Raw genomic sequence first — 16,113 nt, forward strand, 5'->3', positions numbered from 1 at the left:
TGCGCTGCAAGACGGGCGTGCGGAGTAGCCCATCACGAAAAGGTGGTTGAGGCTTGCCGGCAAGCTGATAGCGTGCCGCCCGCTGAGTAGCGGTTCACTCGCAGAGGAGGGGCAGATTGGGTGCATCGGGACGGGGGCTGAAAGGCCTCGCGACAGCCATGGCGCTTGGCTGGGCGCTGATCGCGGGAACGCCGGCGGACGCGCAGGACAAGCAGCTGCGCATCTTCAACTGGTCGGACTATGTCGACCCGGAGGTGCTCGACGCCTTCAAGAAGGAGACCGGCATCACGGTCGTCTACGACACCTTCGACCAGATGGAGACGGTCGAGACCAAGCTGCTCGCCGGCAAGACCGGCTATGACCTGATCGTCGTCACGGCCTCGTTCCTGCCGCGCCATATCCCGCTCGGCCTCTATGCGCCGATCGACACGGCTAAGGTCCCGAACCTGAAGAACGCCTGGCCGGAAATCCGGCAGCGCCTGGCCAAATACGACCCCGACAACAAGTTCGCCGTGAACTACATGTGGGGCACGACCGGGATCGGCTACAACATTGCCAAGATCAAGGAGCGGCTCGGTTCCGACACGGTCGTCGATTCCTGGAGCATTCTGTTCGATCCCGAGAAGCTGAAGAAGCTTTCCAATTGCGGCGTCCATGTCCTTGACGCCGTGGAGGAAATGTTCCCAGCGGCGCTGCGCTATCTCGGCCTCGATCCGGATTCCAAGAAGGAGGCCGACCTGAACAAGGCCGGCGAATTGCTGCGCAAGATGCGCCCGCATATCCAGAAGTTCCACTCGTCAGAATACATCAACGCGCTCGCCAATGGCGATATCTGCTTGGCGGTCGGCTATTCGGGCGACATCCTCCAGGCGAAGAAGCGGGCGGAAGAGGCCAAGAACAAGGTCGAGATCGCCTATTCCATCCCGAAGGAGGGCGCGCTGATGTGGTTCGATTCCTTCGTGATTCCGAAGGACGCGGGCAATCCCGACGCGGCGCTGAAATTCATCGATTTCGTCAACCGCCCGGAGATGGCGGCGAAGAACTCCGATTTCATCCAGTACGCCAATGGCAACATCGCCTCTAAGCCGCTGCTCTCGGCCGCCGTCCGCGACAATCCCGGCATCTACCCGCCGGACGAGGTTATGGCGCGGCTCTATACGATCACGCCCTATGACCAGAAGAGCCAGAGGCTGGTCAACCGGCTCTGGACCCGCGTCAAGACCGGCAAATGACCGCGCCCGGCGCCGCGTCGGCCGCGCCGGCCCGGGTGAAGCGCAGGGCTTCGCCCGGTAGCGTGCGCCGCGCCTTCCAGCCCTGGAACGATCCGGCGGCCGAGCCGCTGGTCGTCTTCAGGAATGTCAGCAAGCGCTTCGGCATGGTGACGGCGGTCGACGATCTCTCGCTCGCGCTCTATCCGCGCGAGTTCTTCGCGCTGCTCGGCGCCTCGGGCTGCGGCAAGACCACGCTGATGCGCATGCTCGCCGGGTTCGAGCAGCCCGATGCCGGCGAGATCCTTCTGGACGGCGTCGACATCACGGCCGTGCCGCCGCATCGCCGGCCGGTCAACATGATGTTCCAGTCCTATGCGCTGTTCCCGCATCTGAGTGTCGACGACAACATTGCCTATGGCCTCAGACGGGAAGGGCTGCCGCGCGCCGAGATCGCCAGCCGGGTCCGGGAGATGCTGGCGCTCGTCAAGCTCGACGGGCTTGAGAAGCGCCGGCCCGACCAGCTCTCGGGTGGTCAGCGCCAGCGCGTCGCGCTCGCCCGCTCGCTCGCCAAGCGCCCGAAGCTGCTTCTGCTCGACGAGCCGATGGCGGCGCTCGACCGCAAGCTGCGCGAGGCGACCCAGTTCGAGCTGATGGACCTGCAGAGCGAGCTCGGCCTGACCTTCATGGTCGTCACCCATGATCAGGACGAGGCGATGACCATGGCCGACCGCATGGCGGTGATGAACCATGGCCGGCTCGTCCAGATCGGCCCGCCGGACGAGATCTACGAGGCGCCAAGCAGCCGCTACGTCGCCGAGTTCGTCGGGGACATCAACATCCTGGAGGGGCATGTCGCCTCCGTTGCCGGCGAGACCGTCCGGGTCGAGACCGCCATGACCGGCGTCGTCGAGCTCGACGAGGAGGCGGCTTCGCTCGCCACCGGGGAGGCGATCTGCGTCGGCCTGAGGCCGGAAAAGATCAGCCTGAGCCATGACGAGCCGGCCCAGGCGCTCAACAAGGTCGCCGGGGAGATCTGGGATATCGGCTATCTCGGCGATTTCACCATGGTTCAGGTCATGGTCGGCGGCGATGACGGGCAATTGCTGAAGGTGGCGCTCGCCAATCGCACGCGCCGGATCGAGCGCCCCTTCGCCTGGGAGGACAAGGTCTGGCTCTCCTGGGATGTCGAGGCCGGCATCGTCCTGCCACCATGACGACGGCGGCGGCTCCTCTGCGCCGGCTCGGACGGCTCGTCGTGGCAGTGCCCTATCTCTGGCTGCTGCTGTTCTTCCTCGCGCCATTCGCGATCGTGCTGCGCATGGCGTTCTCCGATGCGGCCATGGACCTGCCGCCCTATGCGCCGCATTTCGAGGGCTTTTCGCAGCTCGGAGAGTTCATCGCGGCACTCGATCTCGAGAACTTCAAGCTGCTCGGCGACGACCCACTCTATTGGCAAAGCTACCTTTATTCGCTGCGCATCGCCGGGCTGACGACCCTGGTCGCGCTCGCCATCGGCTATCCGCTGGCCTATGCGATGGCGGCGGCGCCGAAGCGCTGGCAGGGCCTGCTGCTGGTCCTCGTCATCCTGCCGTTCTGGACCTCCTTCCTGATCCGGGTCTACGCCTGGATCGGCATCCTGCGTCCCGAAGGCCTGCTCGACATGGTCCTGGCCGGTCTGGGAGTGACGAGCGAGCCGCTGCGGCTGCTCAACACCGAGGCGGCCGTGCTGATCGGCATGGTCTATTCCTATTTGCCCTTCATGGTGCTGCCGCTCTTCGCGACCTTGCAGAAGCTCGACCGCTCGCTGCTCGAAGCCGCTGCCGATTTGGGCGCGTCATCGCTGACCGCCTTCGCCACGGTGACGCTGCCGCTGTCCCTGCCGGGCATCCTGGCCGGCTCGGCCCTGGTCTTCATTCCGGCCGTGGGCGAGTTCGTCATCCCCGATCTGCTCGGCGGGCCGGACACCGTGATGATCGGCAAGGTGCTCTGGAACGAGTTCTTCTCAAACCGCGACTGGCCGCTGGCCTCGGCTGTCGCGGTTGTCCTGCTCGTCGTGCTGGTGGCGCCGCTGGCGCTGCTGCAGCGGGCGCGGCTCGCGCGGGGAGGGGCAGCATGAAGCGGCTCGGCCCCGGCCTGATTCTCGCGCTGATCGTCGGCTTCACCTTCCTCTACCTGCCGATCCTCGCGCTCATCGCCTATTCCTTCAACGCCTCCCGGCTGGTGACGGTCTGGGGCGGGTTCTCGACGCATTGGTACGGCGCTCTCATGGGAAACGAGCCGCTGCTCAGTGCGGCCTGGCTCAGCATCCGCCTCGCCTTCGTCTCGGCGACGGTCGCGACCGCGCTCGGCACGCTGGCCGCGCTGGCGCTCGCGCGTCACGGCACCTTTCGCGGGCGCACGCTGTTCTCGGGCATGGTGCTGGCGCCGCTGGTCATGCCGGAGGTGATCACCGGCCTGTCGCTGCTGCTGCTCTTCGTCGCGGCCGATATCGAGCGCGGCTTCTGGACCGTGACGATCGCGCACGCGACCTTCGGCCTCGGCTTCGCCTGCATCGTCGTGCAGGCGCGGCTGACAGGCTTCGACCGCTCGCTGGAGGAGGCCGCGCGCGATCTCGGCGCGACGCCGGTCGCCACGTTCTGGACCGTCACCTTGCCGCTGATCTGGCCGGCGGTGGCCGCAGCCTGGATGCTGTCCTTCACGCTCTCCCTCGACGATCTCGTCATCGCGAGCTTCACCACCGGGCCGGGCGCGACCACCTTGCCGATGCGGCTCTATTCGGCGGTCAGGCTCGGGGTCTCGCCGGAGATCAACGCAGCCTGCACGATCATGGTCGGAGCGGTCGCCGTTGTCGTGATCGCGGCCTCGCTGCTGCTCAAGCGCGATCAGCTCTCCGGCAATTGAACGGTTGGTGAACCGGCCCCTCAAGGGCCGTTCAGCCGGAACCTGCAAATCTCCGTGTCAGGCAAGGCGATCGCCCTGCCGCCACACTGGATCAGGATCATGCTCCGCAAATTCGCTTCCGCCGGCATCGCCGCCCTTGTTATCGGCGCCGCGGCTCTGGCTGCTGCAAGCCTCGCCGGAACCGGCCCGGCTGCTGCCTATGAGGGGCGCTGGGATCGGCAGCAGGAGCGCCCCGCCTATGGCTGGCGGCCGTCTCCTCCGGCTGTCTACGGCTATTGGGGCGCGCGATACTGGCGCCGTTACGGCGATGCCGAGCGGCGCCAGGTCCGGCCGGATCAGCATCAGGGCTACGGTTACGGCTGGCGCTGATGTCGCGCGGCGCCATCCCGTAATCGTGGCGACAGGCGCGGCTCGACGAGGGCCGCGCCTGCCCGCTATTCGGCTGCGCTGCGCTGGCTGTAGCCGAGCCGCTGGTTGAGTTCTTCCAGCAGCTTCTCGGCAGCGTCGGCGATCACCGTGCCGGGCGGGAAGATCGCGCTCGCGCCGGCTTCCATCAAAGCCGGGAAATCCTGCGGCGGGATGACGCCGCCGACGACGATCATGATGTCGGGCCGGCCCGCCTTGGCGAGCGCGCCCTTCAGCTCCGGCACCAGCGTCAGATGGCCCGCCGCCAGCGAGGAGACGCCGACGATATGGACATCGTTCTCGACCGCCTGGCGCGCCGCCTCGTCCGGGGTCGCGAAAAGCGGCCCGATATCGACGTCGAAGCCGAGATCGGCGAAGGCGGAAGCGATGACCTTCTGGCCGCGGTCGTGCCCGTCCTGGCCCATCTTGGCGACGAGGATGCGCGGGCGGCGCCCGTCCGCTTCCTCGAAGGCCTGCGTCATCATCTGGACGCGTGTGACTGCCGGGTTCATCGTGCCGACCTCCCGCTTGTAGACACCCGAGATCGACTTGATCTCGGCGCGGTGGCGCCCGAACACCTGCTCCATCGCCATCGAGATCTCGCCGACCGTCGCCTTGGCGCGCGCCGCCTTGACCGCGAGATCGAGCAGGTTGGCGTCGCCTTTCGCGCCATTGGTCAGCGCGGCCAGGGCGGCCTGCGTCTCGGCCTCATTGCGCTCGGCCTTGAGGCGGCGAAGCTTGTCGAGTTGCTGCGCCCGCACCGAGGCGTTGTCGACCTTGAGCACATCGATCGAAGCTTCGTTCTCGGGCTTGTAGAGGTTGACGCCGATGATCGCCTGCTGGTTGCCGTCGATGCGGGCCTGCGTCTTGGCGGCAGCCTCCTCGATACGCAGCTTCGGAATACCGGCCTCGATCGCCTTGGCCATGCCGCCCAGCGCTTCCACCTCCTGGATATGGGCCCAGGCCTTTTTCGCGAGTTCGGCGGTGAGGCGCTCGACGTAATAGGAGCCGCCCCACGGATCGATGATCCGGCTGGTGCCGCTCTCCTGCTGCAGCAGGATCTGGGTGTTGCGGGCGATGCGCGCCGAAAAATCGGTCGGCAGCGCCAGCGCCTCGTCGAGCGCGTTGGTATGGAGCGACTGGGTGTGGCCCTGCGTCGCCGCCATCGCCTCGATCATCGTGCGCGGCACGTTGTTGAACACGTCCTGCGCCGTCAGCGACCAGCCGCTCGTCTGGCAATGGGTGCGTAACGGCAGCGACTTCTCGTTCTGCGCCCCGAAATCCTTGACGAGCTTGGCCCAGATCAGCCGGGCGGCCCTGAGCTTGGCCACCTCCATGAAGAAGTTCATGCCGATGGCCCAGAAGAAGGAGAGCCGCGGCGCGAAGACATCGACGCCAAGGCCCGCCCCAAGGCCGGCGCGGATGTACTCGACCCCGTCGGCGAGCGTGTAGCCGAGCTCCAGGTCCTGCGTCGCGCCCGCCTCCTGCATGTGGTAGCCGGAGATCGAGATCGAGTTGAATTTCGGCATGTTCGCCGAGGTGAAGGCGAAGATGTCGCCGATGATCCGCATCGAGGGGCCGGGCGGATAGATATAGGTGTTGCGGACCATGAACTCCTTGAGGATGTCGTTCTGGATCGTCCCCGAGAGTTTTGCCTGCGGCACGCCCTGTTCCTCGGCCGCGACGATATAGAGCGCCAGAACCGGCAGCACCGCGCCGTTCATCGTCATCGACACGCTCATCTGGTCGAGCGGGATGCCGGAGAACAGCGTGCGCATGTCGTAGATCGAGTCGATCGCGACGCCGGCCATGCCGACATCGCCGCCGACGCGCGGATGATCGCTGTCATAGCCGCGATGGGTCGCGAGGTCGAAGGCGACCGAGAGCCCCTTCTGGCCGGCGGCGAGGTTGCGCCGGTAGAAGGCGTTGGAATCCTCGGCCGTGGAGAAGCCGGCATATTGCCGGATCGTCCAGGGCTGGTTGACATACATGGTCGGGTAGGGGCCGCGCAGATAAGGCGCGATGCCGGGCAGCGTATCGACGAAGGGCAGGCCTTCGCGATCCTGCGCCGTATAGACCGGCTTGACCGGGATGCCCTCGGGCGTCAGCCAAGGCTCTCCAGAGGTCTGCGAGGCTGCTGCGCTGGACGCCGCCGCAAAGGACAGGGTCGTAAAATCGGGGATGGCGGTCATGGTTGCGCCTCCAGTTTCATGAGACGGGCTCGCCTCTTCGCCAGTGCGGCGGCAACTTTCGCGCGCCGGTCCGGCTTTTCCTTACTGTCGCTCCACCCTTCGCCGGGGAGGTCCACTCCCTCGAAGACGATCGCGAGCGCGACGACGACCAGCACGGCCGGTATCCAGAGCGTGTAGCGTCCGAGCCACCAGGCGGCAGCGGCTATCGCAAGGCAGGCCAGAGAGATCGCGGTCGGATTATAGCTGAACCAGTGCAGCTTGATCGCGACGAGCGTCAACAATGCGGCTGTCAGGGCGACCGCGAAGGCGGAGCACACCAGCGCCTTCCGCCACAGGCGTCCGTCCATGTGCTCGAGCAGGGCGATCTCGCGCCTCAGGCGCTCTTCACGGCGCGCATGCAGCGCCTGGCGCTTCGGATACGATTTGGCCGCCTGATCGCTCATGCCTTGTCCCACCAATGGTGGAAATGATGCACCGGTCCGTGGCCATGGCCAACCGGAACCTGGTCGGCGGCCGCGATGGCGGCGGTGATATAGCTCTTGGCATGCCCGACCGCCTCGGGCAGGTCGAGCCCCTTGGCGAGGCCTGCCGCGATCGCCGAGGACAGCGTGCAGCCGGTGCCATGGGTGTTGCGGGTCTCGTAGCGCGGTGCGCTGAAGCGCTGGCGCGCCCCGCCAGAGAGCAGCAGCAGGTCGGTGCTCGTTTCGCCGCCACCATGGCCGCCCTTGATCAGGACATTGGCCACGCCGAGCGCGGCGAGCTTGCCGGCCTGCTCGTCGACGGCCTCGTCGGTTTCGGCCATGCTGCTGCCGAGCAGCGCGGCGGCTTCCGGCAGGTTCGGCGTGATCAGCGTCACGAGCGGGAAGAGGTGCCTGCGTATGGCCGCGACCGCGTTGTCCTCGAGCAGGCGCGAGCCTGAAGCCGCGACCATGACCGGGTCGAGCACGATATTGCGGGCCTCGTGCCGGATGAGGCCCGCTGCCACCGTCTCGATCAACTCGGCCGTGGCGAGCATCCCGATCTTCACGGCCGCGACGTCGAGGTCCGAGAAGACGGCGTCGATCTGCTGGGCGACGAAATCGGCCGGCACGGCATGTATGCCGGTGACGCCGGTGGTGTTCTGGGCCGTCAGCGCGACGATCACGCTGGCGCCATAGACCTGGTGCGCCGCAAAGGTCTTGAGATCGGCCTGGATGCCGGCGCCGCCGCTCGAATCCGAGCCGGCGATGGTGAGGGCGATGGGCGTCACTATTCAGGTCCTCGCGTCAGGGCGCTGCGGTCTCTGCCGAGGCGATCTCCTGCGCATTTTCCAGCGCGGCGATCACATCGCATCCTGCAAAGATGAACGATGCCACTCCCGCATTGTTCAATGGACCTTCCAGGTCGCCCGGCCTGCCTGCGAGCCAGACGGTCGCTCCGGCCTTGCGCAGGGCTTGCGCGGCGGCGGCGCCCTCGGCCGCATAGCCGGCATCGGAGCCGCACAGGCAGGCGAGACGCGCGCCCGACGCTTCATAGGCTGCGACGAGGGCTGCGATATCCGTCGCGGCGCCAGTCGAAAAGCCGTCATGCCCCGGAGCCGCCAGGCCTCCGGCCTCGAACAGGTTGCGGGCGAACCCGGCCCGGGCGCTGAAATCGGCGATCGGGCCCAGCGTCGCGAGAAAGACGAGCGGTCGCTGGCCACGATCCTTCGTCAGCGCATCGGCCTTGTCGCGCAGTGCCTCGAAAGGTTCGGCGAGCCGGACCGAGGGAAGAGGCTCGGCGTTCAGGCCCTGCGCGGGGGGCGTGACGGCATCCGCACGCACCGCGCCTCTGGCGAGGCGGTCGATCAATGCGCCCTGATCCTGCTCCGCGGCCTTCGTCGTCGGCATTGCCGGTTTCACGCGCTTCACCGGCGCGATGTCGAGCACGCCGACCGGCGCTTCGGCGAGATGCGGAAACTCGCTCGTGCCCGTGATCGGTTCGCGGCGCGTCGAGATGGCCTTGATGCGGGTCTGCCGTTGCCGCGCCAGGCCCTGCTGCACATGTCCATTGGCGAGAGCCGCCACGATGCCGCCGAGGCCTTCATGCTGCTCGCGCTCGAGATCCTGCAGCTTGCTCCAGGCCTGCTCGCAAAGCGCCCGGGTCAGCGCCTCGAAGCCGCCCGAGCCCGCGGCGGGATCAGCGACGCGCCAGAGATTGGCCTCCTCGAGCAGCACGAGCTGGGTGTTGCGGGCGGTGCGGCGGGCGAAGGCATCGGGCAGGCCGAGCGCGGCGGTGAAGGGCAGCACCGTGAGCGAGTCCGCGCCGCCGACGCCGGCCGAGAAGGTCGCGACCGTCGCGCGCAGCAGATTGACCCAGGGGTCGCGCCTGGTCAGCGAGCGCCAGGCGGTCTCGGCATTCAGCACCATCGGCTTCGGATCGAGCCCGCAGGCCTGTTGCACCCGCTGCCAGAGCAGGCGCGCGGCGCGGAACTTGGCGATCGTCATGAACTCGTCGGTATCGGCGACGAGGACGAAGGAGACCGCGTCGCGGGCCTCGCCTAGCGCCATGCCGCCGGCCTCGAGCGCCCTAAGATAGGCGATCGCGGTTGCCATGGTCGCGCCGAGTTCCTGCGCCTCGGTTGCCCCGGCTTCGTGATAAAGCCGGGCATCCGCGGTGACGAAGGGGCCTTTGAACCCCCGCGTCCGCAAGGCGTCGATGGTCCCGGCAAGGCGGCGGCCGATCTCCGGCCAGGAGGCCGCGAAGCGCCCCTCGCTGGCCAGCAGGCCGATCGGATCCATCCCGAAATCGATTGCCACGGCATCCGGCGCGAGGCCGCGCCGCTCGACGAGCGCGGCGACCAGCAGGGCATTGATCCGCCCGCCGCCGGCAGGGTCGAGGCGGAGCCGGATCAGGTCCAGCATCACGCCGTCGAGGGCGGTGTCGAGCGCCGCGACGTCATCGGCGACGAGGCCATAGCCGCGCGCGGCGCGTGCTCCGGCGAAGCTCAGCACGAGCGAGTCGGCTCCGCCTTCCAGATCGGCAAGGGCGAGCGTGTGCGCCTCGGCAGGATCGGGATGATCCATGCGCGCGCCGACATGCCACCGGCCGGCCTCAGCGCGCGCGGGCCGCGCGGACGGGCTGGCGGCGGCATAGAGGGGCTCGATCCGGATGCCGTCGGCGGTCTGGGCGACCAGGCGCTTCTCGAAATCGGCGCCCTTGAGCACCTTCTCGACGGCGCTGCGCCATTGCTCTAGCGACGGGCTCGCAAAAGCCTCCATAAAGGGCAGGTCTGTTGCCGAAGCCGGATTGGTCACGCGGCGATGCTCCTCTTTGCGCCATTGTGCAATCGCGAAACGCTGATTGCCATGGGCGCGGCCGCACCGCCATCCCTAGTTCGTCGTAAGCGGCGTGCGCAAACACGCGCGAAAAGCGAACGCCGCCCGTGAGGGCGGCGTCTGGTCTCGTCGAGGCGGTATCAGCTCAGACGAACTGGCCGAGACCGGGAATTGCGCCGACGATCGCGCCCATCGTGTCCTCGCCGGCCCTCTCGCGGCCAACAGCGAACATTTCCTTCGAGACGCTCTGGATCTGGCCCATCGAGAGTCCGGCGCCCATCAGCTGGCCGCCGAGCGCCATCACGCCGCCGCCTCCGCCCATCAGGCCGCCGACGGCGCCCATCAGCCCGCCCTTGGCGCCGCTCTCGCTGTTGGCGAGCTCCTGGCCGCCGGGCAGCGCTGCCATCAATTGGCCGATCTCGGCAGCGGGGCCTTCCTTTTGCAGGAAGGCGAGGATGATGCCGATCGCCTTGCGGGCGAGGCCTTCATCGAGGCCCGAAGCCGCCACGATGCGGGAGATCAGTTCATCCATGGATAAGTCCTCAGTCAGAGATTGGCTCGCGCCGTCCGGAGATAGTTTACATATTTACGATCTGAATCAAACCGGGATGAGGCTTCCGCCCGCGCCGCGCTTTGGCTACACCCTTCAACCTGACAGTCGGATTACAGCAGAGGCGACCTCATGGCGGATGATGGCACGATCCTGATCGGCAAGAGCGCAAAGCCGGAAGAACTCCTGCTCAAATTCGCCAACCGGCATGGCCTGATCACCGGCGCGACCGGCACCGGCAAGACCGTGACCCTGCAGGTGTTGGCGGAAGGTTTCGCCCGCCACGGCGTCCCGGTCTTCGCGGCCGACATTAAGGGCGACCTTTCGGGCGTCGCCGCACTGGGCGATTCGAAGCCGCCCTTCGTCAAGCGCGCCAAGGAGCTCGATATCCCCTACGAACCTGACCAGTTCACCACCGTGTTCTGGGACGTGTTCGGCGAGCAGGGCCACCCGGTGCGCGCCACCATCTCGGAGATGGGCCCGCTGCTGCTCTCGCGCCTGCTCGATCTCAACGACACCCAGGAGGGCGTGCTCAACATCGCCTTCCGCATCGCCGACGAACAGAAGCTGCTGCTGCTCGATCTCAAGGACCTGCGCGCGATCCTCGCCTTCATCGCGGAGAACGCGTCGACGCTGACGACGCAATACGGCAACGTCTCGGCCCAGTCGGTCGGCGCAATCCAGCGGCAATTGCTGGTGCTGGAGAACCAGAAGGGCGAGCTGTTCTTTGGCGAGCCGGCGCTCGATATCAACGACCTGATGCGGGCCGACCGCGACGGGCGCGGCATCATCAACATGCTGGCCGCCGATAAGCTGATGGCCAATCCGCGGCTCTACGCGACCTTCCTGCTCTGGCTGCTCTCCGAGCTGTTCGAGCAGCTTCCCGAAGTCGGCGATCTCGACAAGCCCAAGCTCGTGTTCTTCTTCGACGAGGCGCATCTGCTCTTCAACGGCGCGCCCAAGGTGCTGCTCACCGCGGTCGAGCAGGTCGTCAGGCTGATCCGCTCGAAGGGCGTCGGCGTCTATTTCGTGACGCAGAACCCGCTCGACATCCCCGACACCGTGCTGGCCCAGCTCGGCAACCGCGTCCAGCATGCGCTGCGCGCCTTCACGCCGCGCGACCAGAAGGCGGTGAAGGCCGCCGCCGAGACCTTCCGCCAGAACCCAAAATTCAAGACCGACGAGGCGATCACCCAGCTCGCGGTCGGCGAGGCCCTGACCTCGACGCTCGAAGGCAAGGGCACGCCGACCATGGTCGAGCGCACCCTGATCGCGCCGCCGATGGCGCAGGTCGGCCCGGTCTCGCAGGAGGTGCGCCAGGCGGCGATGGCGAGTTCCGGCTTCAAGGGCAAATACGACACGATGATCGATCGTGAGTCGGCCTACGAGGAGCTGATGAAGCGCAAGGGCCTGAACGGCGACGGCTCGCCGATCGAGGCTTCGGCCGAGGGTGGCGGCGGCATCATGGATACGATCGGTGGCTGGTTCGGCAACGCGAGCGGCGGCGAGCGGCCGAAGACCGGCCCCGGCAGCCGCGGCGGGCGCATGCCGCAAAGCATGACGGAGAAGATCATCACCTCGGCGGCGCGCTCGGCCGCATCCTCGGTCGGCCGCCAGATCGGTTCGGCGATCCTGCGCGGCGTGCTCGGCTCGATCACGGGCGGGCGCCGCTAGCCGGCGACGCGGGGCGGCCATGCCGCCGCCCCTCTGACGCGTGCCGCCGGGCGCGTCATGATGAGGCCATTCAAATCCGCTCCTGTCCGAACCTGCCGCCGAGATCGCGCCATGTCCAAGCTGCCCGCCATCCTCTCCCGCCTCGACTCCGACCTCGACGCCTCGCTGGCGCGTCTGTCGTCCTGGCTGGAGATTCCGTCGATCGGAACCGACCCGGCTTACAGCGACGAGACGCGCCGCGCCGCGGACTGGCTGCGGGCGGATCTCGAATCGCTCGGCTTCAAGGCCTCCCTGCGCGAGACGCCCGGCCATCCGGTCGTCGTCGGGCACCGGCCCAAGCCCGGCGCCCCGCATGTGCTGTTCTACGGTCATTATGACGTGCAGCCGGTCGACCCGCTGAACCTCTGGGAAACCGACCCGTTCAAGCCGTCGGTCAAGGAGATCGAGCCCGGCCGCAAGGTCATCACCGGGCGCGGCGCCTGCGACGACAAGGGCCAGGTGATGACCTTCGTCGAGGCGCTGCGTGCGACGCTTGCCGAGACCGGCGACCTGCCGCTCGGCATCACGATCCTGGTCGAGGGCGAGGAGGAATCCGGCTCGGCCAACCTGCCGGCCTTCGTCAAGGCCAATGCGGAGGAGCTGAAGGCTGATTTCGCGCTGATCTGCGACACGGGCATGTGGGATCGGCAGACGCCGGCGATCACGGCCTCGCTGCGCGGCATGGTCTATCAGGAACTCACCATCGCCTGCGCCGACCGCGACCTGCATTCCGGCCTGTTCGGCGGCGCGGCGGCCAACCCCATCCACATCCTGTCCGGCATCGTCGCGGCCCTGCATGACGAGACCGGACGGGTGACGATCCCCGGCTTCTACGAGGGCGTCTCGGAGCCGACCGCCGGGCAGAAGGCCGACTGGAAGGCGCTGAATCTCACCGAAGCGGAGTTTCTCGGCCAGATCGGCTTGAAGCATTCGATCGGCGAAAAGGGGCGGATGCTGATCGAGCAGATCCAGTCGCGCCCGACCTGCGACGTCAACGGGATCTGGGGCGGCTATATCGGCGAGGGCACCAAGACCGTGATCGCCTCCAAGGCCTCGGCCAAGGTCTCCTTCCGCCTCGTCGGCGAGCAGGATCCGCAGAAGATCGCGGCGGCCTTCCAGGCCTTCGTGCGCGAGCGGCTGCCGGCGGATGCGACGGTGGAGTTCATCGCGCATGGCGCCTCTCCCGCGATCGCCGTGCCCGTCGATTCGCCGGCGCTGCTGAAAGCCCAGGCGGCGCTGACCGAGGAGTGGGGCCGCAAGGCCGTGACCATCGGCTCGGGCGGCTCGATCCCCGTCGCCGGGGATTTCAAGCGCAGCCTCGGCATGGATACGCTGCTCGTCGGCTTCGGGCTTGACGATGACAGGGTGCATTCGCCGAACGAGAAATACGATCTCTCCTCCTTCCATAAGGGCCAGCGTTCCTGGGCCCGCATCCTGCAGGCGCTCGGCACATGAAATCGGTTTGCGTCTTCTGCGGCTCCAACCCCGGCAATGACGAGGTCTATGCTGCCGGCGCGCGCGCCATGGGCGCCGAGATCGCCCGCCGCGGGCTCGTCTTGGTCTATGGCGGCGGCGCGGTCGGGCTGATGGGCATCGTCGCCAACGCGGCGCTCGAAGCCGGCGGCGAGGTGCACGGCATCATCCCGCGTGCGTTGCGCGAGAAGGAGATCGGCCATAACGGGCTGACCCGGCTCGAGGTCGTCGACACCATGCACACCCGCAAGGCCCGCATGGCCGAGCTGTCGGACGGTTTCGTCGCCATGCCGGGCGGCATCGGCACCTTCGAGGAGATCTTCGAGATCTGGACCTGGGGCCAGCTCGGCATTCACACCAAGCCGCTCGGCTTCCTCAACATCGCCGGTTTCTACGATCCGCTGGCAGCCTTCCTCGACAACACGGTCGAGGCCGGCTTCCTGAAGCAGAGCCATCGCGCCATGGCGATGACCGACACCGAGCCGGCGACGCTGCTCGACCGGATGGAGCAATACGTGCCCTCGGCGACGTTCAAATGGGTGGAGAAGGAGGAGGTCTAGCCTATCCCCGCCATGCGCCTCCAGGTTGTAGGAATATTATCTTGACGTCGGAACGCTGATCGGGTAGAGATCAGGAACGCTCACGAATTGTGACCTGAACCGAAGCCGCCGCGCTCCCCAGCCGACGGCTTTCGCGTTTCCGATCGAGCCGAAGGCCAGCAATGACAGATATGACCGATGACGACGGACCGGCTGTGCCGGCGCCGAAGGCGAAACGCGCGCCGGTGGGCCGCAAGTTGATGATCACCAAGCTCTGGCGGGCCGCGAAGCTTCAGCTCGAGACGCACGAGGCACATCTCACCGAGCTGCCGACCGGCCAGGCGGCGAGCGAGGCGGATGCCAAGACGCTCGCCACGCTGGCCCGCACCATTCGCGAGCTGCTAGCGCTCGATGCCGCTGCGGCGGGGCAGGGAGGCAAGTCCGACGATGACCTTTCTCCCGCCGACGGATTGCGCCGCCTCGACGAATTGCGGCGCGAGCTGGCACGACGCATGGAACGCCTTATCGCCGAAGAGACGGGAGAAGCTGTTCCTGAAGCTGCTGCCAACCCTGACGCTGGAGCTGCTTGAGGTCACGAGCCTCGATTGGACCTTTTGGGGACGCCGGGATCAGAAATCGCGCCGCCTGCCACCCTGGTGGACATGGCTCGTTTTGGGCGGGCGCGGCGCGGGCAAGACGCGCACCGGCGCCGAATGGGTCCGGGGGATGGCTCTCGGGCTGGAGCCGTTCGCTGATGCCCCGGTTGGCCGGATCGCGCTTGTCGGCGAGACGCAGGCGCAGGTGCGCGACGTGATGATCGAAGGCGTCTCCGGCCTGATGGCGATCCATCATCGCTGGGAGAAGCCGATCTGGTCGCCCTCACTCCGTCGGCTCGAATGGGGCAACGGCGCGATCGCGCAGGTCTTCACGGCCGAAGATCCGGAAGGGCTGCGCGGGCCGCAATTCGGCGCCGCCTGGCTGGACGAACTGGCGAAATGGCCGAACGTTCAGGAGACCTGGGACATGCTGCAACTCGGACTGCGCCTCGGCGACCGGCCGCGCCAGGTCGTGACGACGACGCCGCGCCCGCTGCCTCTGATCAAGCGGTTGCTGGGCGATCCCCGCGTCGCCGTCAGCCGCGCCGCGACGAGCGCCAACCGCTTCAACCTCGCGAAGGACTTCGTCGACAGCATCACCAGGGCTTATGGCGGCACTCGCCTTGGCCGGCAGGAGCTGGAAGGCGAGATCGTCGAGGAGAGCGCCGACGCGCTCTGGACGCGGGACCTGATCGAGGCGAGCCGCGAACCGTCTGCGCCAGGATTGGCGCGGATCGTCGTGGCTGTCGATCCGCCTGCCTCGTCTTCCAGGCGCGCGGATTCCTGCGGGCTGATCGTGGCGGGGATCGATCGTGACGGCGTCGGCCATGTGCTGGACGATGGAACGATCGCGGGAGCCCGGCCGCATGAATGGGCGGCCAGGGCGGTCGCGCTCTACCAGCGCCACGAGGCCGATGTGCTCGTGGTCGAGATCAACCAGGGCGGCGAGATGGCGACGAGCGTGATCCGCGAGGTCGATGGTTCGGTGCCGGTCACGGCGGTTCGGGCGACGCGCGGCAAATACCTGCGGGCCGAACCGGTCGCCGCGCTCTATGCGCAGGGCCGCGTTCGCCATGCCGGTCGCTTTCCGGCCCTCGAAGATGAGATGTGCGACTTCGGCCCCGGTGGGTTGAGCTCCGGCCGCTCTCCCGACCGGCTCGACGCACTGGTCTGGGCGCTGACGCATCTGATGCTCGCGCCGCGCGGGAGGCCGCGGATCAGGGGAATGTAGGCTCGT

General features: G+C 67.4%; 15 protein-coding genes. 10 read left to right on the top strand and 5 right to left on the bottom strand.

Annotation, left to right across the window (positions count from 1 at the left end; all coding sequences use genetic code 11):
- The first annotated feature begins 158 nt into the window (after nucleotides 1-158).
- The 5 genes from ACTIF2_RS12345 (at nucleotide 159) to ACTIF2_RS12365 (ending at nucleotide 4,481) form a co-directional block, all read left to right on the top strand.
- Complete coding sequence (locus tag ACTIF2_RS12345; RefSeq protein WP_439497595.1) at nucleotides 159-1,232, top strand: polyamine ABC transporter substrate-binding protein; 1,074 nt, start codon at nucleotides 159-161, stop codon at nucleotides 1,230-1,232.
- Nucleotides 1,229-2,425, top strand: coding sequence for an ABC transporter ATP-binding protein (locus ACTIF2_RS12350; protein WP_439497371.1), 1,197 nt, complete (start codon nucleotides 1,229-1,231; stop codon nucleotides 2,423-2,425). Before ACTIF2_RS12345 ends, ACTIF2_RS12350 begins: the two co-directional genes overlap by 4 nt.
- Nucleotides 2,422-3,327, top strand: a complete 906-nt coding sequence (locus ACTIF2_RS12355; protein ID WP_439497372.1) for an ABC transporter permease — start codon at nucleotides 2,422-2,424, stop codon at nucleotides 3,325-3,327. The genes ACTIF2_RS12350 and ACTIF2_RS12355 overlap by 4 nt, the downstream gene beginning before the upstream one ends.
- The gene (locus tag ACTIF2_RS12360) at nucleotides 3,324-4,112 is read left to right on the top strand and encodes an ABC transporter permease (RefSeq protein WP_439497373.1); all 789 of its coding nucleotides are present in this window, start codon (nucleotides 3,324-3,326) and stop codon (nucleotides 4,110-4,112) included. The genes ACTIF2_RS12355 and ACTIF2_RS12360 overlap by 4 nt, the downstream gene beginning before the upstream one ends.
- A 99-nt stretch (nucleotides 4,113-4,211) precedes the next feature.
- Nucleotides 4,212-4,481, top strand: coding sequence for a hypothetical protein (locus ACTIF2_RS12365; protein WP_439497374.1), 270 nt, complete (start codon nucleotides 4,212-4,214; stop codon nucleotides 4,479-4,481).
- A gap of 65 nt (nucleotides 4,482-4,546) precedes the next feature.
- On the opposite strand, the gene scpA is transcribed toward ACTIF2_RS12365, so the two are convergent.
- From scpA to ACTIF2_RS12390, 5 genes are all read right to left on the bottom strand, one after another.
- Entirely contained in the window at nucleotides 4,547-6,709 is a 2,163-nt protein-coding gene (scpA, locus tag ACTIF2_RS12370) for a methylmalonyl-CoA mutase (protein ID WP_439497375.1), read from the bottom strand.
- Nucleotides 6,706-7,152 (bottom strand): hypothetical protein, encoded by a 447-nt coding sequence (locus ACTIF2_RS12375; protein ID WP_439497376.1) that lies wholly within the window; start codon nucleotides 7,150-7,152, stop codon nucleotides 6,706-6,708. Before ACTIF2_RS12375 ends, scpA begins: the two co-directional genes overlap by 4 nt.
- Nucleotides 7,149-7,961 carry a bifunctional hydroxymethylpyrimidine kinase/phosphomethylpyrimidine kinase gene (gene thiD, locus ACTIF2_RS12380; RefSeq protein WP_439497596.1) on the bottom strand — a complete coding sequence of 271 codons (813 nt, stop codon included), beginning with the start codon at nucleotides 7,959-7,961 and terminating at the stop codon, nucleotides 7,149-7,151. The genes ACTIF2_RS12375 and thiD overlap by 4 nt, the downstream gene beginning before the upstream one ends.
- 13 nt (nucleotides 7,962-7,974) lie before the next feature.
- A complete protein-coding gene (locus ACTIF2_RS12385) occupies nucleotides 7,975-9,984 on the bottom strand; it encodes a methylmalonyl-CoA mutase subunit beta (protein ID WP_439497377.1) in 2,010 nt (669 codons plus the stop codon).
- 166 nt (nucleotides 9,985-10,150) lie between these two features.
- A complete protein-coding gene (locus ACTIF2_RS12390; protein WP_439497378.1) occupies nucleotides 10,151-10,537 on the bottom strand; it encodes a DUF2267 domain-containing protein in 387 nt (128 codons plus the stop codon).
- Between the two features lie 150 nt (nucleotides 10,538-10,687).
- Here ACTIF2_RS12390 and ACTIF2_RS12395 point away from each other — a divergent pair, with 150 nt between their 5' ends.
- The 5 genes from ACTIF2_RS12395 to ACTIF2_RS12415 all read left to right on the top strand — a co-directional run bounded on the left by ACTIF2_RS12395 (nucleotide 10,688) and on the right by ACTIF2_RS12415 (nucleotide 16,107).
- Nucleotides 10,688-12,229, top strand: a complete 1,542-nt coding sequence (locus tag ACTIF2_RS12395; protein WP_439497379.1) for a helicase HerA-like domain-containing protein — start codon at nucleotides 10,688-10,690, stop codon at nucleotides 12,227-12,229.
- A gap of 111 nt (nucleotides 12,230-12,340) precedes the next feature.
- A complete protein-coding gene (locus tag ACTIF2_RS12400; protein WP_439497380.1) occupies nucleotides 12,341-13,723 on the top strand; it encodes a dipeptidase in 1,383 nt (460 codons plus the stop codon).
- Nucleotides 13,720-14,301, top strand: a complete 582-nt coding sequence (locus ACTIF2_RS12405) for an LOG family protein (protein WP_439497381.1) — start codon at nucleotides 13,720-13,722, stop codon at nucleotides 14,299-14,301. Before ACTIF2_RS12400 ends, ACTIF2_RS12405 begins: the two co-directional genes overlap by 4 nt.
- 170 nt (nucleotides 14,302-14,471) lie before the next feature.
- Nucleotides 14,472-14,870 carry a hypothetical protein gene (locus tag ACTIF2_RS12410; RefSeq protein WP_439497382.1) on the top strand — a complete coding sequence of 133 codons (399 nt, stop codon included), beginning with the start codon at nucleotides 14,472-14,474 and terminating at the stop codon, nucleotides 14,868-14,870.
- The gene (locus ACTIF2_RS12415) at nucleotides 14,851-16,107 is read left to right on the top strand and encodes a DNA-packaging protein (protein WP_439497597.1); all 1,257 of its coding nucleotides are present in this window, start codon (nucleotides 14,851-14,853) and stop codon (nucleotides 16,105-16,107) included. Before ACTIF2_RS12410 ends, ACTIF2_RS12415 begins: the two co-directional genes overlap by 20 nt.
- The last annotated feature ends 6 nt before the right edge of the window (nucleotides 16,108-16,113 follow it).

The sequence above is a fragment of the Allobosea sp. genome (genome assembly GCF_051860145.1).
GTDB lineage: Bacteria > Pseudomonadota > Alphaproteobacteria > Rhizobiales > Beijerinckiaceae > Allobosea.